At 46.2% G+C, this 19,519-nt stretch carries 18 protein-coding genes and 4 tRNA genes; 3 read left to right on the top strand and 19 right to left on the bottom strand.

Features of this window, described 5'->3' with window-relative positions:
* Positions 1 to 4: 4 nt before the first annotated feature.
* The 5 genes from J6600_RS19025 to J6600_RS19045 all read right to left on the bottom strand — a co-directional run bounded on the left by J6600_RS19025 (position 5) and on the right by J6600_RS19045 (position 5,870).
* Positions 5 to 1,195: an MFS transporter gene (locus tag J6600_RS19025; RefSeq protein WP_012118887.1), complete on the bottom strand. Its 1,191-nt coding sequence runs from the start codon at positions 1,193 to 1,195 to the stop codon at positions 5 to 7.
* 18 nt (positions 1,196 to 1,213) lie between these two features.
* Positions 1,214 to 2,536, bottom strand: coding sequence for a periplasmic substrate-binding domain-containing protein (locus tag J6600_RS19030; protein ID WP_209387784.1), 1,323 nt, complete (start codon positions 2,534 to 2,536; stop codon positions 1,214 to 1,216).
* The gene (locus tag J6600_RS19035; protein ID WP_110124459.1) at positions 2,533 to 3,540 is read right to left on the bottom strand and encodes a ThiF family adenylyltransferase; all 1,008 of its coding nucleotides are present in this window, start codon (positions 3,538 to 3,540) and stop codon (positions 2,533 to 2,535) included. Before J6600_RS19035 ends, J6600_RS19030 begins: the two co-directional genes overlap by 4 nt.
* Before the next feature lie 231 nt (positions 3,541 to 3,771).
* Positions 3,772 to 5,190 (bottom strand): sensor histidine kinase, encoded by a 1,419-nt coding sequence (locus J6600_RS19040; protein ID WP_021494634.1) that lies wholly within the window; start codon positions 5,188 to 5,190, stop codon positions 3,772 to 3,774.
* Positions 5,187 to 5,870, bottom strand: a complete 684-nt coding sequence (locus tag J6600_RS19045) for a response regulator transcription factor (protein WP_014419337.1) — start codon at positions 5,868 to 5,870, stop codon at positions 5,187 to 5,189. The genes J6600_RS19040 and J6600_RS19045 overlap by 4 nt, the downstream gene beginning before the upstream one ends.
* 213 nt (positions 5,871 to 6,083) lie before the next feature.
* Here J6600_RS19045 and J6600_RS19050 point away from each other — a divergent pair, with 213 nt between their 5' ends.
* Positions 6,084 to 6,995, top strand: coding sequence for a PepSY domain-containing protein (locus tag J6600_RS19050; RefSeq protein ID WP_209388368.1), 912 nt, complete (start codon positions 6,084 to 6,086; stop codon positions 6,993 to 6,995).
* Between the two features lie 387 nt (positions 6,996 to 7,382).
* On the opposite strand, the gene J6600_RS19055 is transcribed toward J6600_RS19050, so the two are convergent.
* The 13 genes from J6600_RS19055 to dnaB form a co-directional block, all read right to left on the bottom strand.
* Positions 7,383 to 8,579, bottom strand: coding sequence for a S1C family serine protease (locus J6600_RS19055; RefSeq protein WP_014419339.1), 1,197 nt, complete (start codon positions 8,577 to 8,579; stop codon positions 7,383 to 7,385).
* Between the two features lie 86 nt (positions 8,580 to 8,665).
* The gene (locus J6600_RS19060) at positions 8,666 to 9,460 is read right to left on the bottom strand and encodes an MBL fold metallo-hydrolase (RefSeq protein ID WP_007407895.1); all 795 of its coding nucleotides are present in this window, start codon (positions 9,458 to 9,460) and stop codon (positions 8,666 to 8,668) included.
* A 14-nt stretch (positions 9,461 to 9,474) separates the two neighbouring features.
* Positions 9,475 to 10,314: a two-component system regulatory protein YycI gene (locus tag J6600_RS19065; protein ID WP_014419340.1), complete on the bottom strand. Its 840-nt coding sequence runs from the start codon at positions 10,312 to 10,314 to the stop codon at positions 9,475 to 9,477.
* A complete protein-coding gene (gene yycH, locus J6600_RS19070; RefSeq protein ID WP_191389389.1) occupies positions 10,301 to 11,659 on the bottom strand; it encodes a two-component system activity regulator YycH in 1,359 nt (452 codons plus the stop codon). The genes J6600_RS19065 and yycH overlap by 14 nt, the downstream gene beginning before the upstream one ends.
* Positions 11,649 to 13,484 (bottom strand): cell wall metabolism sensor histidine kinase WalK, encoded by a 1,836-nt coding sequence (gene walK / locus J6600_RS19075; protein WP_004393106.1) that lies wholly within the window; start codon positions 13,482 to 13,484, stop codon positions 11,649 to 11,651. Before walK ends, yycH begins: the two co-directional genes overlap by 11 nt.
* A gap of 6 nt (positions 13,485 to 13,490) precedes the next feature.
* On the bottom strand, positions 13,491 to 14,198 hold the full coding sequence (gene walR, locus J6600_RS19080; RefSeq protein WP_004393104.1) for a cell wall metabolism DNA-binding response regulator WalR: 708 nt from the start codon (positions 14,196 to 14,198) through the stop codon (positions 13,491 to 13,493).
* A 336-nt stretch (positions 14,199 to 14,534) separates the two neighbouring features.
* Positions 14,535 to 14,607, bottom strand: a tRNA-Phe gene (locus J6600_RS19085).
* Between the two features lie 36 nt (positions 14,608 to 14,643).
* Positions 14,644 to 14,720, bottom strand: a tRNA-Asp gene (locus J6600_RS19090).
* Positions 14,721 to 14,804: 84 nt separating this feature from the next.
* Positions 14,805 to 14,876: transfer RNA gene (locus J6600_RS19095), tRNA-Glu, on the bottom strand.
* A gap of 8 nt (positions 14,877 to 14,884) precedes the next feature.
* Positions 14,885 to 14,960 (bottom strand) — tRNA-Lys (locus J6600_RS19100).
* A gap of 202 nt (positions 14,961 to 15,162) precedes the next feature.
* Positions 15,163 to 16,455 carry an adenylosuccinate synthase gene (purA, locus tag J6600_RS19105; RefSeq protein WP_022554035.1) on the bottom strand — a complete coding sequence of 431 codons (1,293 nt, stop codon included), beginning with the start codon at positions 16,453 to 16,455 and terminating at the stop codon, positions 15,163 to 15,165.
* A gap of 238 nt (positions 16,456 to 16,693) precedes the next feature.
* Positions 16,694 to 17,107: a VOC family protein gene (locus J6600_RS19110; protein ID WP_209388369.1), complete on the bottom strand. Its 414-nt coding sequence runs from the start codon at positions 17,105 to 17,107 to the stop codon at positions 16,694 to 16,696.
* A 117-nt stretch (positions 17,108 to 17,224) separates the two neighbouring features.
* Complete coding sequence (gene dnaB, locus J6600_RS19115; RefSeq protein ID WP_004393100.1) at positions 17,225 to 18,589, bottom strand: replicative DNA helicase; 1,365 nt, start codon at positions 18,587 to 18,589, stop codon at positions 17,225 to 17,227.
* Positions 18,590 to 18,759: 170 nt separating this feature from the next.
* On the opposite strand from dnaB, the gene J6600_RS19120 reads away from it, so the two are divergent.
* Positions 18,760 to 18,957 (top strand): DUF2188 domain-containing protein, encoded by a 198-nt coding sequence (locus J6600_RS19120; protein WP_007407900.1) that lies wholly within the window; start codon positions 18,760 to 18,762, stop codon positions 18,955 to 18,957.
* A gap of 30 nt (positions 18,958 to 18,987) precedes the next feature.
* Here the strand turns inward: J6600_RS19120 and J6600_RS19125 are convergent, their stop codons facing one another.
* A complete protein-coding gene (locus tag J6600_RS19125; RefSeq protein WP_015418617.1) occupies positions 18,988 to 19,197 on the bottom strand; it encodes a hypothetical protein in 210 nt (69 codons plus the stop codon).
* Between the two features lie 118 nt (positions 19,198 to 19,315).
* On the opposite strand from J6600_RS19125, the gene J6600_RS19130 reads away from it, so the two are divergent.
* On the top strand, positions 19,316 to 19,459 hold the full coding sequence (locus J6600_RS19130; protein ID WP_014306172.1) for a YycC family protein: 144 nt from the start codon (positions 19,316 to 19,318) through the stop codon (positions 19,457 to 19,459).
* The last annotated feature ends 60 nt before the right edge of the window (positions 19,460 to 19,519 follow it).

Consider the following 19,519-nt stretch of genomic DNA (forward strand, 5'->3'; position numbering starts at 1 on the left):
TGGTTCAAAGCTCGACTTTATTCTGGATGGCGACGCTCGCTTTCAGTTTGTAAAAGCTGAGCATCATAAACAGCGACAATAAGATGGATAATACCCCGATTGCGGTCAGCAGCAAAGCTGAATCAAAATAGTCCGTTAAGAATCCGATAAACGGAAAGGCAATGAACATGAAGAGCGAGGTCATCAAACTGATAATGGACAGCAGCGTTGCTCTCGTTCTGGACGGAATCTCATTATTCACCACCTGACTGGATACGGGTTCTATCACATCATAGAGCGCGTTAATGACGACAAAAGCTGCAATCGTCACGTACAGACTGCCCGAAGGTATAAACAGATAGGCCGCCCCGATGATGCAGAATGTCAGCAGAAGCACGCGCCTCGGCGTGAATTTTTCCGCCGGCTTGGAAGAAAAGATGGAGCACAGCGCCTGCAAGATGGACAGTCCCGCAAAAATAATGGATATATTGCGCACGGACAGCCCTTCCTGACTTAACAAATCTTGTCCGTACATATAAAAAACCGATGTAATCGCAAAGAAAACGGAGAGTGACAGCACCAGATATTTAAAGGCTTTGTTCAGCCTGAAGAAATCTTTGACTTCTTTTAAGATGTCACCGACCGTCTGCGTTTCGTGTTCACTGTTTTCAAATTTGATTTCCGTCAGCTGTGTAATGACCGCCATCGCAATCAGCTGAGTGACAATCCCGGCGATAAACACATACGACCATGATATTTCCTGCAAGTAGCCGCCGATGCCCATGGCGATCGCAAGACCGAGTATGACAAGTCCGTTATAGTTTCCGATGGATTTGCCGTACCACTTTTCTTTCCCTTGTTCTTTCAGTGAATCAAACAAAAAGGCGTGATCCGTTCCTGATATAAACGTCAGCCCGATACCGTATATAATATGGGCGATGAAGAGGGCGATGAAGTTATGGAAGCTCAGGAACATCACCAAATAGATAATGACCATAAAATGGCCGAGCAAGAGCGATTTTTTTCTCCCGATTCTGTCCGAGATGACGCCGCTCGGCACTTCCGCCAGAAACATCGCCAAATTCAGGACCGATTGCAGGATGCCCACAAGAAACAATGAATAATTCATGCTTGTTAAATATAAAATCCAAATTCCCCGTTCGAAAAAGAAGTTTCCGAAAAAACCGGAGAAGTAAAGCAAATTTCGATTCCGCAAATGAATACCCCTTTCCAGCTATCTGCATTTAACATCATGAACAGAAAGGAGCCCGTCAGTCTTTACACTAAAACCCTCTATACATGGATCTTGCAGATACAGACTTTTCCCAAAACAAATTGGGCAATAATGAGTTGTATTCTCGAATAACCCAAAAAGTTCCTTCTTTTTTTCAGATCCTATGGCATCAATGATCGTTTTTTTCTTCTCCGGATCGCTGATGTCGCGGATGAAATATTTGATATAGCTCAGCTCATGCATGTAAGCCGGCAGGAACAAATGGAGCTCAATATCAAACCCGCTTTTATCCATATGGTAATAATCATTGAAATGACTGACGCGGGAGACGGATACGTCCGCTCCGGCCCGCCGAAACAGATCAGCCAGCCTTTCAATGATCTCTCCGTTGGGATAATAATCGGCATAAACGATTCGGACCGGTTCTTCTTTTGTCAAAAGGGGCGGATCTTTCTGCGGTGTCCTCCCGCTTTCCCATATACCGATCAGTGAATCAGTCGGTGTGATGATATGCCCCAAATCCCCGGCCAGCTTTTGTTTATCAAAATAATGCTGAATGAAAGTTCTCAGCATGTCGTCCTTTACCTTGAAGGTAAATAACATCGGCAAATGATTTTCTTTAAAATCAGCATATTGCCGATACCTCATGTTTGAATGATGAAACTGGGTGTGGCAGGTCACGTCCGTTTGATTCGCTTCGTACAGCCCGATGCTTTTTTCCAGATCATCATTCAAAATAAATTGGATGGTCTGAACCGTGCGGTGATCCGCGGGCGTCATTTTATATTGCGGATTCCGCTCAAATTCCAGCCCCTTTTCAAACGTTCGCTTGAATCGGTACGGGCCGTTTTCCGGCACATCGCCCCCGGCGGTCGCCGGAATCAGAAAGCTGCTCTGCAAAACGGCTTCTATCTCATCAGACGGCTCGTCCAAGGTGACTTCAAAGCGTTTTTCGCCCGTTACGTTCACCCCGAGCTGATCGGATGAGACGAGGCCTTTTACATACGGAACGGCCTGTTTTATGTTCAGGAAACTGCCGAGATGGGGGCTTTGATTTTCTTTCGTCAGATGATAGATGATCGTTTGAACCACACCCTCGGCGTCACCTAAATAGTCCGGGTGAATGTCCACCTGACAGGTGCGGGGATCTTTGCGGATGATCCGGCAGTTATAGCCGTCCTGCAGGCTTTCATACATAATGCTGCAAATCATCTTGCTTGTGTAATCCTGCGTATCTAATGGGTTCAAGCGTATCGGGCTTGTGTCGATTTCTATTTTCAGAGGGTCGCCCGGTTTTCTCGCCGTACGATGCATCGTCTTCATAAAGCGCTTTCCTTTTGAGAAAGCTTCGTTTCTGTAATATGAAGTCCGTCAAAGTCCAGGCCGATGCGGGTATTCAGGGATTTCGGGCTTCCGCCTGCAAGATATGTGATAATGTCATGAGACATAAATGAGGATATAATACCGTTTGTCGCTCCTAAGGAACCTTTGATCGGTTCATCGGGGTAACAGTTCAGAAGTCCGGCCGGCATGTTTTTTTCATAAGTGACGCCGGATTGATAGGATTCAGGCGTGAGCAGAGGCCCCCATTGGCCGCTGAAGCTGCCGACACCCCCGGTCATAAACGCGATATTCCGCTCCTTACAATACCGGTAAACCCATTCAGAAATGTTATGGGGTTTGTCAGCGGCATTTATGACGATATCAATTTCATACGGATCTAACACACACAGGTCCTGCGGCTGTGTAATTTCCTGATGGTAAAGTGCTGCGTCCGCATGGGGATTGATACCCGCAATATAATCTCTGCATTCTGAGATCTTTAATTTGCCTACAGAAGATTTATTATAGACGAATTGTCTGTTCAGGTTATGTACTGATACGGCATCGAAATCAATGAGAATAAAATGCTGCATGCCCGCCGCCAAAAGGTTTTGAAGAATGATCGTTCCGACGCCCCCCAGACCCACGATCGCTGCCCTGCTGCCGTCTAATCTGTTTTGGATCAGATTGGGGTTTTGGTTGTATTTCTCAAAATGGTACAGCTGCTTTTCAGTGATGCGGCCTTCACGGCCGTTTTGCCATGGCTCTATTAAAGCATCCAATTTCATTAACGCATCGAAAAACTGGTTTCCCGCTTCCTCTCCCAGAAGATCAGAAAGCTCTTGTTTTTCACAGCCGGTGATCAGCCGTTCAACCGCCTCTTTGATCTCACTCGTATGCGCAAGCTTAATCGCCTTTCGATATTGAATGATAATATGCGCCGTGTAGGTCAGCACCTGCACGCTGTCTTTAAACTTCCAGCGCTTACAGTCCGTTGACATCATGACATACCCCCTGAAAGATAATAACTCCCCAATGAGGGGAGTCACGGCTTTACTAGCAGCGATGCACCAAGCTTGCTGTTTCTGTATCAAGATCAAGTTCTTCAATCTTCATCAGTACACACCCCCTTTACCAATAACTAGATATTATCATCAATATTGGAAAAGGACAAGTTATTTTTTGAAAATTTAGAATTTATATATAAATTGTGATATTTCTTCCTGCTTCCCGGTTTATCCCGGCAGCCGGATGATGAACACGGAGCCTTTTCCCTGCTCACTTTTCACTTCAATTGTTCCGTTATGGCTGTCGATAATGGTTTTTGTAATGGCAAGACCCAGCCCCGCGCCGCCGGATTGACGGGATCGGGAGGTTTCCGCCCTGTAAAACCGGTCAAACAAATGAGGCACATGCTCCGGAGCGATTCCCGTTCCGTTATCCGCAATCATAAGCATGATTCCTCCGTCTTTCTGCAGGGAGACGGTGATGACACCCGTGTCTTCATCCGTATGCTGCACCGCATTGTAAAATAGATTGAGAATGACCTGCTTCATTTTGTCTTTGTCAAAAACGGATTCTATCTTTTGATCGACAAAGAACTCGAGCTTCCGGTTTCTCGCGAGCAGCTTCAGCTGAGCCTCCATTTCCAAAATGACGTCTCCCAATGCGCCTTTTTTCATTTCAAAGCTCGGCACCCGGTCAATCTTCGCGAGAAACAGAAGATCCTCTATCAGCTTGTTCGCCCTGGCGGATTCCGCGTACATGCTTTGAAGCGCTTTTTCTTTCTGCTCCGGCTTCTCCGCCGCTCCGCGCATTAAAATTTCGATAAAGCCGTGAATGGAGGTAAGCGGCGTTCTCAGCTCATGTGATGCGTCTGATACAAACTGCCGGATTCGTTCCTTCGCTTCTTTTTCCGCCTGAAAAGAGGTTTCAATCCGTTCCAGCATCTGATTGATGGAGATGCCCAATGACTCAATTTCGGCCTGCTTCCTATCGATCGGCAGCCGTTTATCGAGACTGCCGGCATTAATGTCACCCATCATACGCACAATGCGGGACAGCGGCTTGAGTGTGAGCCGGATCACCGGCAAGAAAACAAACAGTCCGATGACCAAAGCCGCAAAGGAAAGCACCGCGAAAATGCTGATCTGGCGGAAAAGCGAATCATTCAGAGGCTGGGTCAGCGTGCTCATCTGCACAACTCCCGCCTGCCTTCCGTCAACGGAAATCGCCTGAAACACGACGATGATTTCCTCACCCGCCTTATTGTGAGCCACCTGATAGTGAAGCGCCATTGTATCTGTCAGCGCATCCTGATACACTTTTTTCGGGAAAGAAGGAGCGGCCCCCGCGTGCGGGTCTTCTGATAAAACAGACATCTTGTATGATTGATTGATAAAAGCAACCGTCACCCCTGGGTAAATCAAATTCGGATGAGCCGATGTTTCGGAACGGGCAAGGGTTTTGATTGACCTCCATACGCTTTGATCCATTGAATTGATATAACTCTGAATGCTGATCGCCTGATTTTCATACATCGTCCGTGTCATAAACATGTACTGAGTGCCGCCGATGAAACATAACAGCAAGGCCAAAATCGCCAGTGACCTGAACAGGAGCTGGAATCGCAGGGTTCTGTACAGCCGTTTCATGCCAGATCCACCCTGTACCCGGCGCCCCGAACCGTGCGAATCACCTTGTGTTCTTTGTCCTTCAGCTTTTCGCGCAAAGAACGGATGTACACCTCGACGATATTGTCTTCCCCGTAAAAATCATAGCCCCATACCTGATCGAGAATCCTCGTTTTGCTGAGAACCGTTCCGTGGTGGAGCACTAAACATTTCAGCAGTTCATATTCGGTGGCGGACAGCTTCAAAGGCTGTTCATTGTAAAAAATCTCTCTGCTCCGGTCATCGATTCGGAAGGGGCCGAGCACCACCTCATCGAAAAGATGCGGAAACTGGTTGCGGATTCTTGCGTAAATTCTGGCAAGCAGCTCCTCAAAGCTGAACGGTTTGATCATGTAATCATCAGCGCCTTCAATCAGCGCCTTTACGCGAAACTCTACTTCATCCTTCGCGGTCAGCATGATGATGGCGGTATTGCTTGTTTTCTTAAGCATCCTTGACAGCTCAAGCCCATCCATTCCCGGCATCATCACGTCCAAAACGGCAATATGAGGCTGAAATGTTTTCACAAGATTCATCGCCGACATCCCGTCTGCCGCGGACATCACTTCAAACCCTTCATTGACAAGCCCCATCGTTAAAAAATCAATGATGGCGGGCTCGTCGTCTACAATCAGCACCTTGATGCCTTTCAACTTATCCATGATGCAGTCTCTCCTTAGATGTATCAGCCTGTGTTTATTTTTTTCGCTTCCCCTTCTATTATTCGCTTTTATCTGAAACAAAACTGAATCTAAGCTGAAAATCCGCTGAATTCAGGAAGTTTTCAGCTTAGATTCATGTTGTTTTCAGTTTGGGTCTTTACAATAAGCCTTAGTTGGGAAGCCAACAATGAAATGTTTAAGGAGGAATATATGATGGGAATTACAAAAGTTTTATCAGGAGCTGCACTGGGAACCATTATTTCAATCAGTTCTTTAACTTCAGCGCATGCGGCTGTCATTCATAAGGATGACGCAGCGCAGACGAAAGTGGAAACGAAACAGCAGGCTTCCGTTTCTATCTCTAAAGCGAAAGAGACCGCATTGAAAAACTGCAGCTGCAAAGGCGCCGTTCAATCAGCGCAAATGAAAAAAGTCAACGGCGCTTACGTATATGTTGTCAACGTCCTTGACGTAAAAGGAAAGCAGCACACCGTCAATGTCAACAGCTCCAGCGGAAAAGTCGTGAAACACCAAATTGAAAAGAAACAGCAATTCATCTCAAAATCCGGCGCTGAAAAAATCGCCGTGAAGAATTGCAAAGGAACAGTGAAGTCTTCTGAGCTGAAGACCGAACATAACGCTATGGTTTACGTGGTTCAGGTGTCAGGACAAGACGGGAAGCTTCACACATTCCATATCAATTGTAAAAACAGCAAAATCGTCAAACATGATGTAAAGAATAACCAGCAATACATGACCCGTGCAAAAGCGGAATCGTTCGCACTCAGCCATTGCAAAGGCGCTGTGAAATCCGCTCAAATGAAAAAAGAAAACGGCGTATCAGTCTATGTTGTCAGCATATTCGGCCAGGACGGCAAGCTTCATACGCTCCACATGGACGGCAAAAGCGGAAAAATCCTGAAAGAAGAAGTGCAGAAAAAACAAGTGATGATCGCTTCTAAAAAAGCGCATTCCATCGCGCTCAGCCATTGCAAAGGCGCTGTGAAATCGTCTGAAATGAAGAAAGAAAACGGCGTCTACAAGTACATCGTGAAAATCACTGCCCAAAACCATACGGAACAAACGGTGAAAGTAAACGCTCAAAACGGAGCCATCTGTAAATAACAAAAAATAAGCTGCCGGCAGTTTCATCTGCCGCTTCAATTCAGCAGCACCAGTCTGTTTCAATCACAAAGTTCTAAGTTCATGTCTACCTTTTTCTAAATATACCCATTTTTAACTGAACGTGTTGTGACCCACGTTCAGTTCTTTTTTATGGCTTCTGAAAAAAGGCATAAAAAAAGCGCCCTGAAAAAGGACGTTTGATATGACATGTTTCATTTTCTTAAATTCTGCATTCTAAAATAATTCTTCCTTCACATTCACCTTCAATTTCATTCAATACGATGATCACATCAGCCGTTTTCATGTGTTTCACCTCCCCGTTTTCATAATAGTATAATATTAACAAATAAATCAATAAAAAACAGCCCGGAAATCCGGGCTGTTTTTTTATTTCTGTAATCGATCCGCTTCTGTCAGTTTAACTTCCGCTGTTTTTTTCTTTCCCGAACGGTAAAACGTGATGTTCACACGGTCGCCGATCTTTTTGCGATACAGGCGCTCACGGAGATCCACAACGTCATTGACCTTATGTCCGTCGAACCCGGTAATCACGTCGAGCTTTTTCAAACCCGCTTTTCCGGCCGGTGAAAACGCGTCGACACCCATAATGACCGCCCCGGTTTTAACGCCTTTCGGAAGTTTCAGCGTCTGGCTCCAATGGTAGCTCGCAATATCCGTTAAGGATTTCATCTCAATACCGAGGAAAGGCCGTCTGACTTCTCCGTATTTTTCTAAATCCTGAATAACGGGAATGACAAGCTTTGACGGGATGGACAGGCCGATGCCTTCAACGGCGGATTCAGCGATCTTCATTGAGTTGATGCCGACCACCTTGCCCGATATATCCATCAAAGCGCCTCCGCTGTTGCCGGGATTAATCGCGGCGTCGGTCTGCAGCACTTCCGCATTCCAATCCGGCTGTCCGTCGCCGTTTGAGTCAACGGGCACTGCCCTTTCCGTGCCTGAAATGATCCCCTGTGTCACTGATCCCGCAAATTCAAGCCCGAGCGGATTTCCGATCGCAATGACCGGTTCTCCGACTTTGACTTGATCAGAATTGCCGAACTGGGCGGCCGATTTGATTTTATCAGACTTCACCTTCAGCACGGCGAGATCCATCAGACGGTCGCTCCCGATCAGCTCAGCAGGCACGCGTGAGCCATCCTTCAGGCTGATCTCAATTTCAGTCGCACCTGCAATGACATGATGATTGGTTACGATATAAGAAGTGTTTCCGTTCTTTTTGTAAATGACGCCCGATCCGCTTCCCGCTTCGCCGCCCTCTCCCCAAATATCGGTCTTTTGGATATTGAGAACACCGACTACCGAATCTGATACACGGCTGACCATATTCGTGACAGCATCGTTGACATTTACGTTGACTGTTTTCACCTGTTCGCTGCCGAGACGCTGGCTGGTGCTTTTGCTGCTTTCTCCATGGTCTCCGCCTGTCCAGTACGGCAGCAGGAAAGCCATGAGCGCGGCCCCGACGATGACGCCGATCAGACTTGATAGAAAGTACCCTCTCTTGCTGCGGCGGGGCTGTTCGGAGGCGTACTGTTCATCATCGCGATTATAATCCACCCTATCTCAAATCCTTTCAAGAGTACTCGATTTGCTTATAGTGTGGGTCAGATCGCGGATTAATAATCATGATTCATTTGGAAAAATTACACGGCGCACAGCGGCGTCGGGATTTTCGGATCGGTATCAAATAACTGAAACGTTTCCCCGGCGACAAATCCTTTCGCAGCCAATGTCTGCTGCACGGACATTCTCGCCAGTTCCTTCATATTGTTGTCCTGACTCAGATGCGCCAAATAGATGCGCGATGTGCCGTCGCCAATGACATCAGTCATGGCGAGCGCCGCGTCTTCATTCGAGACGTGGCCGACATCGCTTAAAATCCGCCGCTTAATGCTCCAAGGGTATCTGCCCATTTGCAGCATGCCGACATCATGGTTGCTTTCAAACACAAACACATTGGCCGAACGGATAATGCCTTTCATTCTGTCGCTCACATACCCGGTGTCCGTCATCAGCGCGAGCTTTCTGCCTTGGTAGTGGAAAACATAAAACATCGGCTCGGCCGCGTCATGAGAGACGCCGAATGACTCAACATCAAGCCCGCCGAAGGATTTCACGCTTTCCATCGGGAACAAAAACTTTTGTCCGGTATCCAGCTTGCCGATCTGATTCTCCATCGCTTTCCACGTCTTTTCATTCGCGTAGACGGGAAGACCGTACTTTCTCGCAATGACGCCGAGCCCTTTAATATGGTCGCTGTGCTCGTGAGTGACAAAGATGCCGTCGACGTCGTCTATCTTGCGGCCGATTTTCTCCATCAGCCCGTCCATCGCTTTACCGCTCAGGCCGGCATCCACCAGAAAAGAGTGCTCCTCTGTCTCCAGATAAAACGCGTTTCCGGTACTCCCGCTCGCAAGCACGCTAAATTGCAAGCCCATTGTGTCTCACTCCATTATTTATTTTGATTGTTATCAATGACTGTGCTTTCCAATGCGTTCACAGTGTACGTTTGCAGTGTCTTTTTCTTCGTCCCTTTTGACTTATCTTCAATTGTAATTCTCCATACCGGCGCCAGCACCTGCGTACTTGTCAGCGGATATTGGGCAATATAGCCGAACTTGACGCTTTTAACGGCGCAATTCGCTTTTAAGTAATTTTGAGAATACAATAATTCGACCGCATCCAGCTCAGGAATCAGGCTCTCCGTCTGGATTCGCTTGAATGACTCCAGCATGGTCTGCTCGTAAGATACGACCTCGTTTTTATCGTTCAGATGCAGAATCACCTGTCCGATCGCATCCGTGGACGAGTCAAAATCCTGATAAATAAACTGGCCGTCATACATCTGGTAAAAAATGATTTGTTTTTTATCCTTGTCGACTTTCCACAGTTTATATTTTTCACCGCCGGTTACTTTAGAGCTGACGAGCGATTCCGCATCCTCCTGCGTTTTTTGCTTCGATAAACCGACCGGATCGGTAAATTTCATTTTCAGTGTGGTAACCTTGTGATCATCCGCCGGCATCTCCATTAAAGGCTTTTGATCTTTCAAAGCATCAATATCTTCAGCGGTAAATACCTTTTGGCCCGCCGTCAGCCGGTAGCCCGTCGCAGAATCAGAGGACAGGTTGCCGAAAGTGATATGATCCATCTCCATGTCTTTTTCCACATTTGAATTTTTAATCACTTCGTATTCACTGCTCGAGCGTTTTTCAAAAAACTGATAGCCGAGAAAAATATCGAGGATGAGGAAGGCAATGATGAAGATCGTTTTTGTCTTATTCCACTCCATTATCGTCCTCCTCCTTCCCCAGCAGATCTTTCGTAATCGGGACGATCTTCCCGTTGATTTTCATACTCCAGACGGGTTCCAGTTCAACGAGATCATTCGTTGATGAAGAGACCATTTGATAGGACAGGAAGATCTGGTCGATTTTATTCACGTCGTATTTATCCTGCTGCTCCAGCAGAGACACAACCTCATTGCCGTTCATCATTTTTACGTCTTTTGTTTTAATCGGATTCGGTCCGAGAACATAGTTCGGCCGCTTGTAGCTGAGAACCTCGTCATTGGCCCATTGCAGGGTCAAAACAGGTCCGGATCCGAAAGGCTTAGACGTGCTGTTGACCACAGGCATTTGGTCTTTAAACATGTAGAAACTCAGCTGCTGGTTATCACTCACATTGAAAAATTGATAATGATCCGTCCAGCTTCCCGTATCCTCTAAATATTTATAGCTTTTCTTAATCAGCTCCCCTGTTTGATAAGAAGCGCTTTGTGCCAGGTTCCGATGCTGGAATTGAATCTGCCGCTGTGTCGAATTGATTTCCAGACGGCTGATTCCGTCAGTCAGCACATTCCGATTGTAATTCGGGTCTTCTCTGACCGTGCTCGGATCATTAAAAAGCGTCTGCTTAAACAGGTTCGTCTTAATGGTTTCAGTGATAAATTCTTTTTCCTTCATATTAAATCGCGCATTCGGCATGAGAAATTCTTTGCTTTTTCCGACCGAATAGAGGTGGTATAACGGCATACTCGACTTTTTGCTGTACAGCTCATTCATCAGATTGCGGTAATTCGCCGATTCCACAGTCACTTCCAAAATCAGCTGCTTGCTGTATGAGACCATGTAAATCTTCTTATTTGTCTTATTCTCATTAAACGGAATGACAATATGGTCAAATGAGCTGTATTCCATTGACGGATTCGACCATTTAAACATCGTTTGGAAGAAATCAATCGGAATGGTGTCATTGAATTGCAGATCGAGCTTTGCCGAATTGCCGTTTCTGCCGTAAAGCCAATTTTTAAAACCGAGCTTGTCGTATTGATCGGAAATATCCTTCATCCCTTTTACTTCCCATTGCGGCAAATCCGCCCACAGGTCATTAAAGAGCGTCTCATCATTCACTTTGTAATGAGAGCCGTTTGTATGAATAAACATATCCCGGGGTTTTACCGTTTGCGACACTTTTTGGCTCGTTTTGTCAATTTTATGCTTTTCCCGGACAGTCGATTTGGTTGAGGCCGTGCCTTCTGAAAAATTGGGCTGGAATGTCCAAATTCCCCATGTTAAAACAAGACTAATGACGACCAGCACTGACAGTATGACTGTTTTTATATTTTCACGCCTCATCCCAATCATCCTCTTGCTCTTCTTTATATGGAAGAGTAAATGTAATCTTCGTTCCTTTGCCTTCTACACTGTCGGCCCAGATGTCTCCGCCGTGCGCCTGAACCATCTCTTTTGCAATCGCAAGGCCGAGGCCGGTGCCGCCGAGTTTTCTTGTGCGCGCTTTATCCACTCTGTAGAAACGGTCAAAGACTTTTTCCACATCTTTTTTCGGAATGCCGATACCTTCATCTTTTACGCTGATATAAAGCAGCTCTTCTTTCTCATTCACATCGACTGAGAAAGTGACATGTCCGCCTTCCGGTGAGTATTTCAGTGCGTTAGAAATGATATTATCGAGAACCTGCGTCACTTTATCCTGATCAATCTCCACGTACAGATTTCTGTCCGGAAGCTCGCGGATAAATTCGACATGCTGTTCTTTCGTCATTTCAAAACGATCGATAATCAGTGACATAAAGCGGATCATATGAATCCACTCCCGATTAAACTGATAATCTTTGCTGTCGAATTTAGAAAGCTGAAGCAGGTCGTTCACCAATCTGATCATGCGCTCAGTCTCATTTTGGGTCACCATTAAGAAACGCGGAGCGATATCTTTGTTTTCCCACGCGCCTTCTGCAAGCGCCTCTAAATAGCTTCGCATGGTCGTCAGCGGTGTCCGCAGCTCATGAGACACGTTGGCAACGAACTCTCTGCGCTCCCGATCGAGTTTTTCCTGTTCGGTGACATCATAAAGAACCGCGATTAAACCGTCGATTTTTCCGTGCTCTCTCTGAATAACGGAAAAATTCACCCGCAGTACAGTCGTTTCATCGTCACGTTCGATCTCCAGCAGCATTGAATCCTGCTGTTCTACTAAATCCTCAAATGTAAAGTTCTCTTTTATGCCCAATAAAGACGTAATCGGCATCTCTAAAGCCGTTTCACGTGAAACATTCAGCAGCTCAAGCGCAGGGCTGTTTAAAAGAATAATCGCCCCGTTGCGATTCGTTGCGATGACACCGTCCGTCATATACGCGATAACGGAAGAAAGCTTTCTTCTCTCCCCTTCCGTCATGGCTTGGGCATCTTCAAGTTCTCTCGTCAGATGGTTGAATGTCGTTGCGAGCTGACCGATTTCATCATGCCCGTATTTCCGCACCTTTCTGGAGAAATTCCCTTTTGCCAGTTCCATCGCCTGCTTACGCATATCTGACAGCGGATGGGTAATGGTGCGGGCGAGAAAAATACCGAGAAGAGCCGTCAGAACAAGGGCTAAGCCTGTTCCTGAAGCAAGAATCGAGTTGACGGTTTTCATCTGGTTAAAGGTATCTTCCATACTGGCCACGACATAAATCGCGCCGACAACTTCCTGATTCTCTGTGACGACAGGTTTTGCTGAAATCAGCACTCTGTTTTTGCTTTTAGGATCATAATATTTTTTTGAATAGGCCTGTTTTGTTGAGAAAATCCGTTTAAAAATCGGGTCAGTCGTCTGTTTTCCCGCTATTTCCTCGCCATAAGGCCTCGAAGAACCGACGACCTCATAGCTTTTATCAACAAATGTAATCTCCCGTATTTCATTATTTTTCGTAAAATCATTCAAAATCCGTTTGACATCATCTTTAATGACAGTGCTGTCATTGTCTCCTTTATATTCCTGCTCAATATAATAGGAAAGATTGTCAATCCGCTGATTTAACGATAATTCATAGGACTTGAGAAGAGAATTCTCCACCTGTTTCACAAAGTACACGCCGATAATCTGCATGGCGATGATAATGAGAAGCACATAGATCAGCGTGATCTTAAACTGAATCGACCGAAAAAAACCAACCTTATTCATCGCCGGTTAGTCCTGTTCAGGGTTTCTCAAGTAATAACCGACACCCCGTCTTGTGACGATCCAGTTCGGATGGCTCGGATTATCCTCGATTTTCTCGCGAAGGCGGCGCACTGTTACATCCACCGTTCTCACGTCACCGAAATAGTCATAGCCCCACACAGTCTGCAGCAGATGCTCACGCGTCATAACCTGTCCGATATGTTTGGCTAAGTAATGAAGCAATTCAAACTCACGATGGGTCAGCTCGATCGTTTCTTCTCTTTTTGATACGACATAAGCGTCAGGGAAGATGACGAGAGAACCGATATGAATGTCATTAGAAGCTGATTCTTCCTCAGCCGGCGCAACCGTAAGCTGGCGGCGCAGGTTCGCTTTGACGCGGGCCAGAAGCTCACGCGTGCTGAAAGGCTTCGTGACATAGTCATCCGCTCCGATTTCAAGCCCGATGACCTTGTCAATCTCCGAGTCTTTTGCCGTCAGCATAATAATCGGCATATCATATTTTTTCCGGACTTCCCGGCACACTTCAACTCCGTCTTTATTCGGAAGCATAATATCTAAAAGAATTAAATCAGGCTGAAGCTCCTCCACCATTTCCACGGCTTCGTTTCCGTCGTACGCACAATGCACGTCATAGCCTTCTTTTCTTAAATTAAACTCTAATATATCTGCAATCGGTTTTTCATCATCGACTACAAGGATTTTCTTATCCATCATCTTGATTTTCCTCCTGCCAGAATGACTTCATTTCATCTATTGATGTTTCATGATGATCACAATTCGGATCATGAAAAACGTTCCCCGTCTATTATAACGGTTTCAGGTCAAAAGATAAAAAAATTAAAGAGAACAGCGCAAAAACGTATTGAACTGCCATCCTTTTGTCATGTTTTTTATTTTCTTTTAAAAAATAATATTTTTTTGAAACCTCACAAAAAAAAACGCCGTCTAGTGTTTGACGTCTTCTTCTGGGCCGGCTGAAAAGCCGGCTCTCCCTTTTTTATAACAAAAGAAAAAACGCACCTACTATTGCAGATGCGTTTGGGTAAGTGGCTCGGGACGGAATCGAACCGCCGACACACGGATTTTCAGTCCGTTGCTCTACCAACTGAGCTACCGAGCCAGATGTTTCTTTTCTATACTATAAAGTAAAGTAAAATGGCGGTCCGGACGGGACTCGAACCCGCGACCTCCTGCGTGACAGGCAGGCATTCTAACCAACTGAACTACCGGACCTTACAGTAATTTGTCCGGAGAGCCGTATCGTGGCGGCCCTCCGAGGACAAATAAGGAGTTAGCAATAACGCTAAAGTAAATCAATGACCCGTACGGGATTCGAACCCGTGTTACCGCCGTGAAAGGGCGGTGTCTTAACCGCTTGACCAACGGGCCATAAAAAGTGGTGAGCCATGAAGGACTCGAACCTTCGACCCTCTGATTAAAAGTCAGATGCTCTACCAACTGAGCTAATGGCTCTTGATGTGTCGGATTATGTATCATAGAGCATTCAGACAAAAGCTTTCTTGCAGTACTCTATTGAAGCTGTTCCGTAACAACGAGATTTATAATATCATAGAACATTCGAAAGTGGCAACTACTTTTTTGAAAAAAATCTATTATTTTTTTCCTACATAAAAAAACAAGCCTCCGTGACCGGAGGCTTGTTTGCTGCAAATTCTTAGTTAGCGCGGTATACACTGCGGATGACGTTCGTTTGTGAACGGTCGGGACCGACAGAGAAAATAGAAAGCGGAATACCTGTCAGCTGAGATACGCGTTCCAGATAATGGCGCGCATTTTCAGGAAGATCGCTTAATGTTTTTGCGCCTGTGATATCTTCCGTCCAGCCAGGCATTTCTTCATATACCGGTTCACACTCTGCGAGAGCTTTCAGACTTGCCGGGAATTCTTCAATCACTTCACCTTTGTAACGGTAAGCGACACAGATTTTCAATGTTTCAATGCCAGTCAGCACATCGATTGAGTTCAGAGAAAGATCTGTGATTCCGCTGACGCGGCGGGCATGACGGACAACAACGCTGTCAAACCAGCCGACACGGCGCGGACGGCCTGTCGTTGTGCCGTATTCGCGTCCGACTTCACGGATTTGATCCCCGATTTCATCTTTCAGCTCAGTCGGGAAAGGACCGTCACCGACACGGGTTGTGTACGCTTTAGATACACCGACGACGTGCTGGATTTTTGTCGGGCCTACGCCTGAACCGATCGTCACCCCTCCGGCGACCGGGTTGGATGAAGTGACAAACGGGTATGTCCCTTGGTCGATATCAAGCATAACCCCTTGAGCGCCTTCAAATAAAACGCGGCGGCCTTCATCCAGCGCGTCATTTAAGACGACGGATGTATCGCATACATACTTTTTAATCTGCTGGCCGTATTCATAATACTCATCCAGAATATCTTCAATTTTGAAGCCTTCCGTTTCATACATTTTTTCAAGCAAACGGTTTTTCTCTTCAAGGTTCCGTTCAAGCTTTTCTGCAAACACGTCACGATCTAGCAGGTCTGCAATCCGGATCCCGATCCGCGCCGCTTTGTCCATATAAGCAGGTCCTATGCCTTTTTTCGTTGTGCCGATCTTGTTGGCCCCTTTGCGTTCTTCCTCTACTTCATCCAGTTTCAGATGGTATGGGAGAATGACGTGGGCTCTGTTGCTGATTCTCAAGTTATCCGTGCTCACATTGCGTTCATGAAGATACGCAAGCTCCGTTACGAGTGCTTTCGGATCAACAACCATTCCGTTCCCGATGACACACGCTTTATCTTTATAAAAAATTCCTGATGGGATTAAATGAAGCTTGTACGTGACTCCATCAAACTTGATGGTATGTCCTGCATTGTTTCCGCCTTGATAACGTGCGATCACTTCTGCATTTTCTGATAGGAAATCTGTAATTTTACCTTTTCCTTCATCGCCCCACTGCGTACCTACTACGACTACTGAAGACATATATCCGTGCACCTCCGTTAACCTTTCAAAACGATATCTCATTCAAACAAATTAAGTGTATCAGTGCCAAAACAGAAAGTCAATCGTAAATCCGAACATTTAAATCTTATCAATCTATATTTGTTCGCCTTAAACATGATTAAAAGCGTTTTCTATTTCATTTGCTATCTATTACTCCCGAAACTTTCATGCTTTAACAAGGAAAAGAACCCGTAATCAGGGTTCTTCAGACAGTCATTTATATGCCGCTTGTATTCATCAGGACGACCCGCCAGCCGTCAGGATCTTCGATGGTCACGCCTTTTTCTTCCCAGTACGGGTTTTCGGGTTCTTTCTCCTCATATCCCATCTGCTTTAATTTCTTGCTGATGCGAATGACCTCCTGCTGATCCTGGATGTAAAAGACAAGCAGGCTGTCGCCGTGCGGAACGGGTGCCGGCTGAGACGAACCGGTTTCTTCGGTGAATTCTAAGTGGTATTGCGTATGGGGCAGGCCGAACATGACACCGCTGTAGCCTCTATGTCCGGAAAAGCTGCCGACCCTCTTCAGCCCGAGGCCCTCTTCATAAAACCTGATGATTTCTTTGAGCTGTCCGGTCGGCCGGGCAATCCGGATTTGCGCCGCTTGAAATTGCGGAAATTCAATTGTCATCATCATTCCTCCCTTAATGCCATTATATAAAAGCGCTTTCTTTATTTCGTCTGCCGAACGGACGGCATTCTCTCATTCTTTCGAATGAAAAAAAGCCTCAAGACATTGCTTGAGGCTTTACGCACCTGCCGGAACACCGCCGTCATCAAAGCGCCGTTCCAGGTTTACGAACTTATTGTATTCTTTCACAAAAGCCAGTGAGACGGTTCCCACCGGGCCGTTACGCTGTTTGGCGATAATGATTTCGATGATGTTTTTGTTTTCGGATTCTTTATCATAGTAATCATCACGATACAGGAAGGCGACGATGTCGGCATCCTGCTCAATACTTCCCGACTCACGGATATCTGACATCATCGGACGTTTATCCTGCCGCTGCTCAACACCCCGGGAGAGCTGAGACAGGGCGATGACCGGGACTTCAAGCTCCCGTGCCAGCGCTTTTAGCGCCCGTGAAATTTCCGATACCTCTTGCTGGCGGTTGTCGCTTGAACGGCCGCTTCCCTGAATGAGCTGCAAGTAGTCAATTAAAATCATGCCCAATCCGTTTTCCTGCTTCAGCCTGCGGCATTTTGAACGGATTTCGCTGACGCGGATGCCGGGGGTGTCATCTATAAAGATACCGCTGTTTGACAGGCTTCCCATCGCCATCGTCAGCTTGCCCCAATCTTCTTCCGTCAGATTTCCCGTTCTGAGATTTTGGGCGTTAATATTCCCTTCGGCGCAGAGCATACGCATGACAAGCTGCTCGGCACCCATCTCAAGACTGAATATCGCGACGCTCTCATCCGTTTTGGTGGCCACGTTTTGCGCAATATTTAAGGCGAACGCTGTTTTCCCCACAGACGGACGGGCCGCGACAATGATCAAATCATTCCGCTGAAACCCCGCTGTCATCCGGTCAAGCTCGATAAAACCAGTCGGAATCCCGGTAATATCGCCTTTCCGGTTGTGAAGCTGCTCAATGTTGTCGTATGTTTGCACAAGCACGTCTTTAATATTTTGGAAGGCGCCCGAATTTTTTCGCTGCGCGACCTCCATAATCGTTTTTTCCGCATCGCTTAATAAATCTTCAACTTCATCCTCGCGCGTATACCCGTCTTGAGCGATCGAGGTCGCCGTTCTGATTAAACGGCGGAGAATGGATTTTTCCTCAACGATTTTCGCGTAATATTCTATATTAGCCGCTGTCGGAACGGAATTCGCGATGTCCGTCAGGTAAGAGACGCCTCCCACCTCTTCTAACAAATCGGTATTCGCAAGCTCTGACGTTACCGTGACCAAATCAACCGGTTCACCGCGGTCTCCGAGCACGAGCATGGCATTGTAAATTTTTTGATGTGACATTCTGTAGAAATCATCCGGAATCAACACTTCAGAAGCCAGTGTTAACGCAGACGGCTGTAAAAAAACAGCACCTAACACGGCCTGCTCAGCTTCTATGTTTTGCGGCGGCAGCCGATCATTCAGAAGGTCTGTCATGCTAAGCACCGTCCTCTCCTTAAAAAATATCCAAACTCCATTTTACCATTTCTCAAGAAAAAGAATAGAAAAATATCGCTTTCCCTGTATTTGTTAAACAGCGGCTGCGTGTTTCGCCATTCTGAATGCCGGGAAACTGATAAATAAATCGAAACCAGGAGGTAAGAAGGATGAAAACATATGCAGTAACACCCAGTGTTGATGCGGACGGATGGTTTGTGAAGGTGGAAAATGTGGCGCCGACGGCTCTTTATACATCGAAGGACGCGGCGATCGAGAAAGCGGAGCAGACGGCTAAAGAGAACAGCCCGTCTAAGCTTGTCATTTATGATCAGCATAAAAACATTGAAGAAGAACGGTCCTTTTAAGAAAAGCCTTCGCCCGAGCGAGGGCTTTTCTTATTCGATGAAACGGATGTGCAGCACCGTCTGCGCCATGAGATCGGCCGTTTTTTGATACAGCTCCCATTCTTCACAGGCGGCGAATACTTTCATCATGTCCTGCAATGTCTGTTTCAGTATGATAAATTCGTCAATTGTCCGCAGTTCTGCGGCTTTTTTCTGATAATCAGCCAGCTTCAGCTGTAATAACATCAATGGCGATTGCATAAAAAACCTCCCCCATTCTGTTATAAAGCCCCGCTTTTCAAACCTCCATTCCTTTGTCATATCCTCTTACGATAGATTTCTGATTTTAGTACAATAAAGAAACGGAAGGAGTGATCACATGAAACCGCTGCAAATTTCCGCCGAAACGGCGCAAAAGCTCGCAGAATCACTGAATATGCCGCTTGAGAGAATCATGCACATGCCTCAGCACATTCTGCTTGCCAAATTAGCTGAAATCCAAAAAGAGAACGATCACAAATAAAGGCTGCTCTCTCATATATATGTGCGGGAGGCGGAAGCGATGGCTTTCCGCCTCTTTTTT

It is taken from the genome of Bacillus sp. LJBV19 (assembly GCF_017797845.1).
Lineage (GTDB): Bacteria > Bacillota > Bacilli > Bacillales > Bacillaceae > Bacillus > Bacillus velezensis.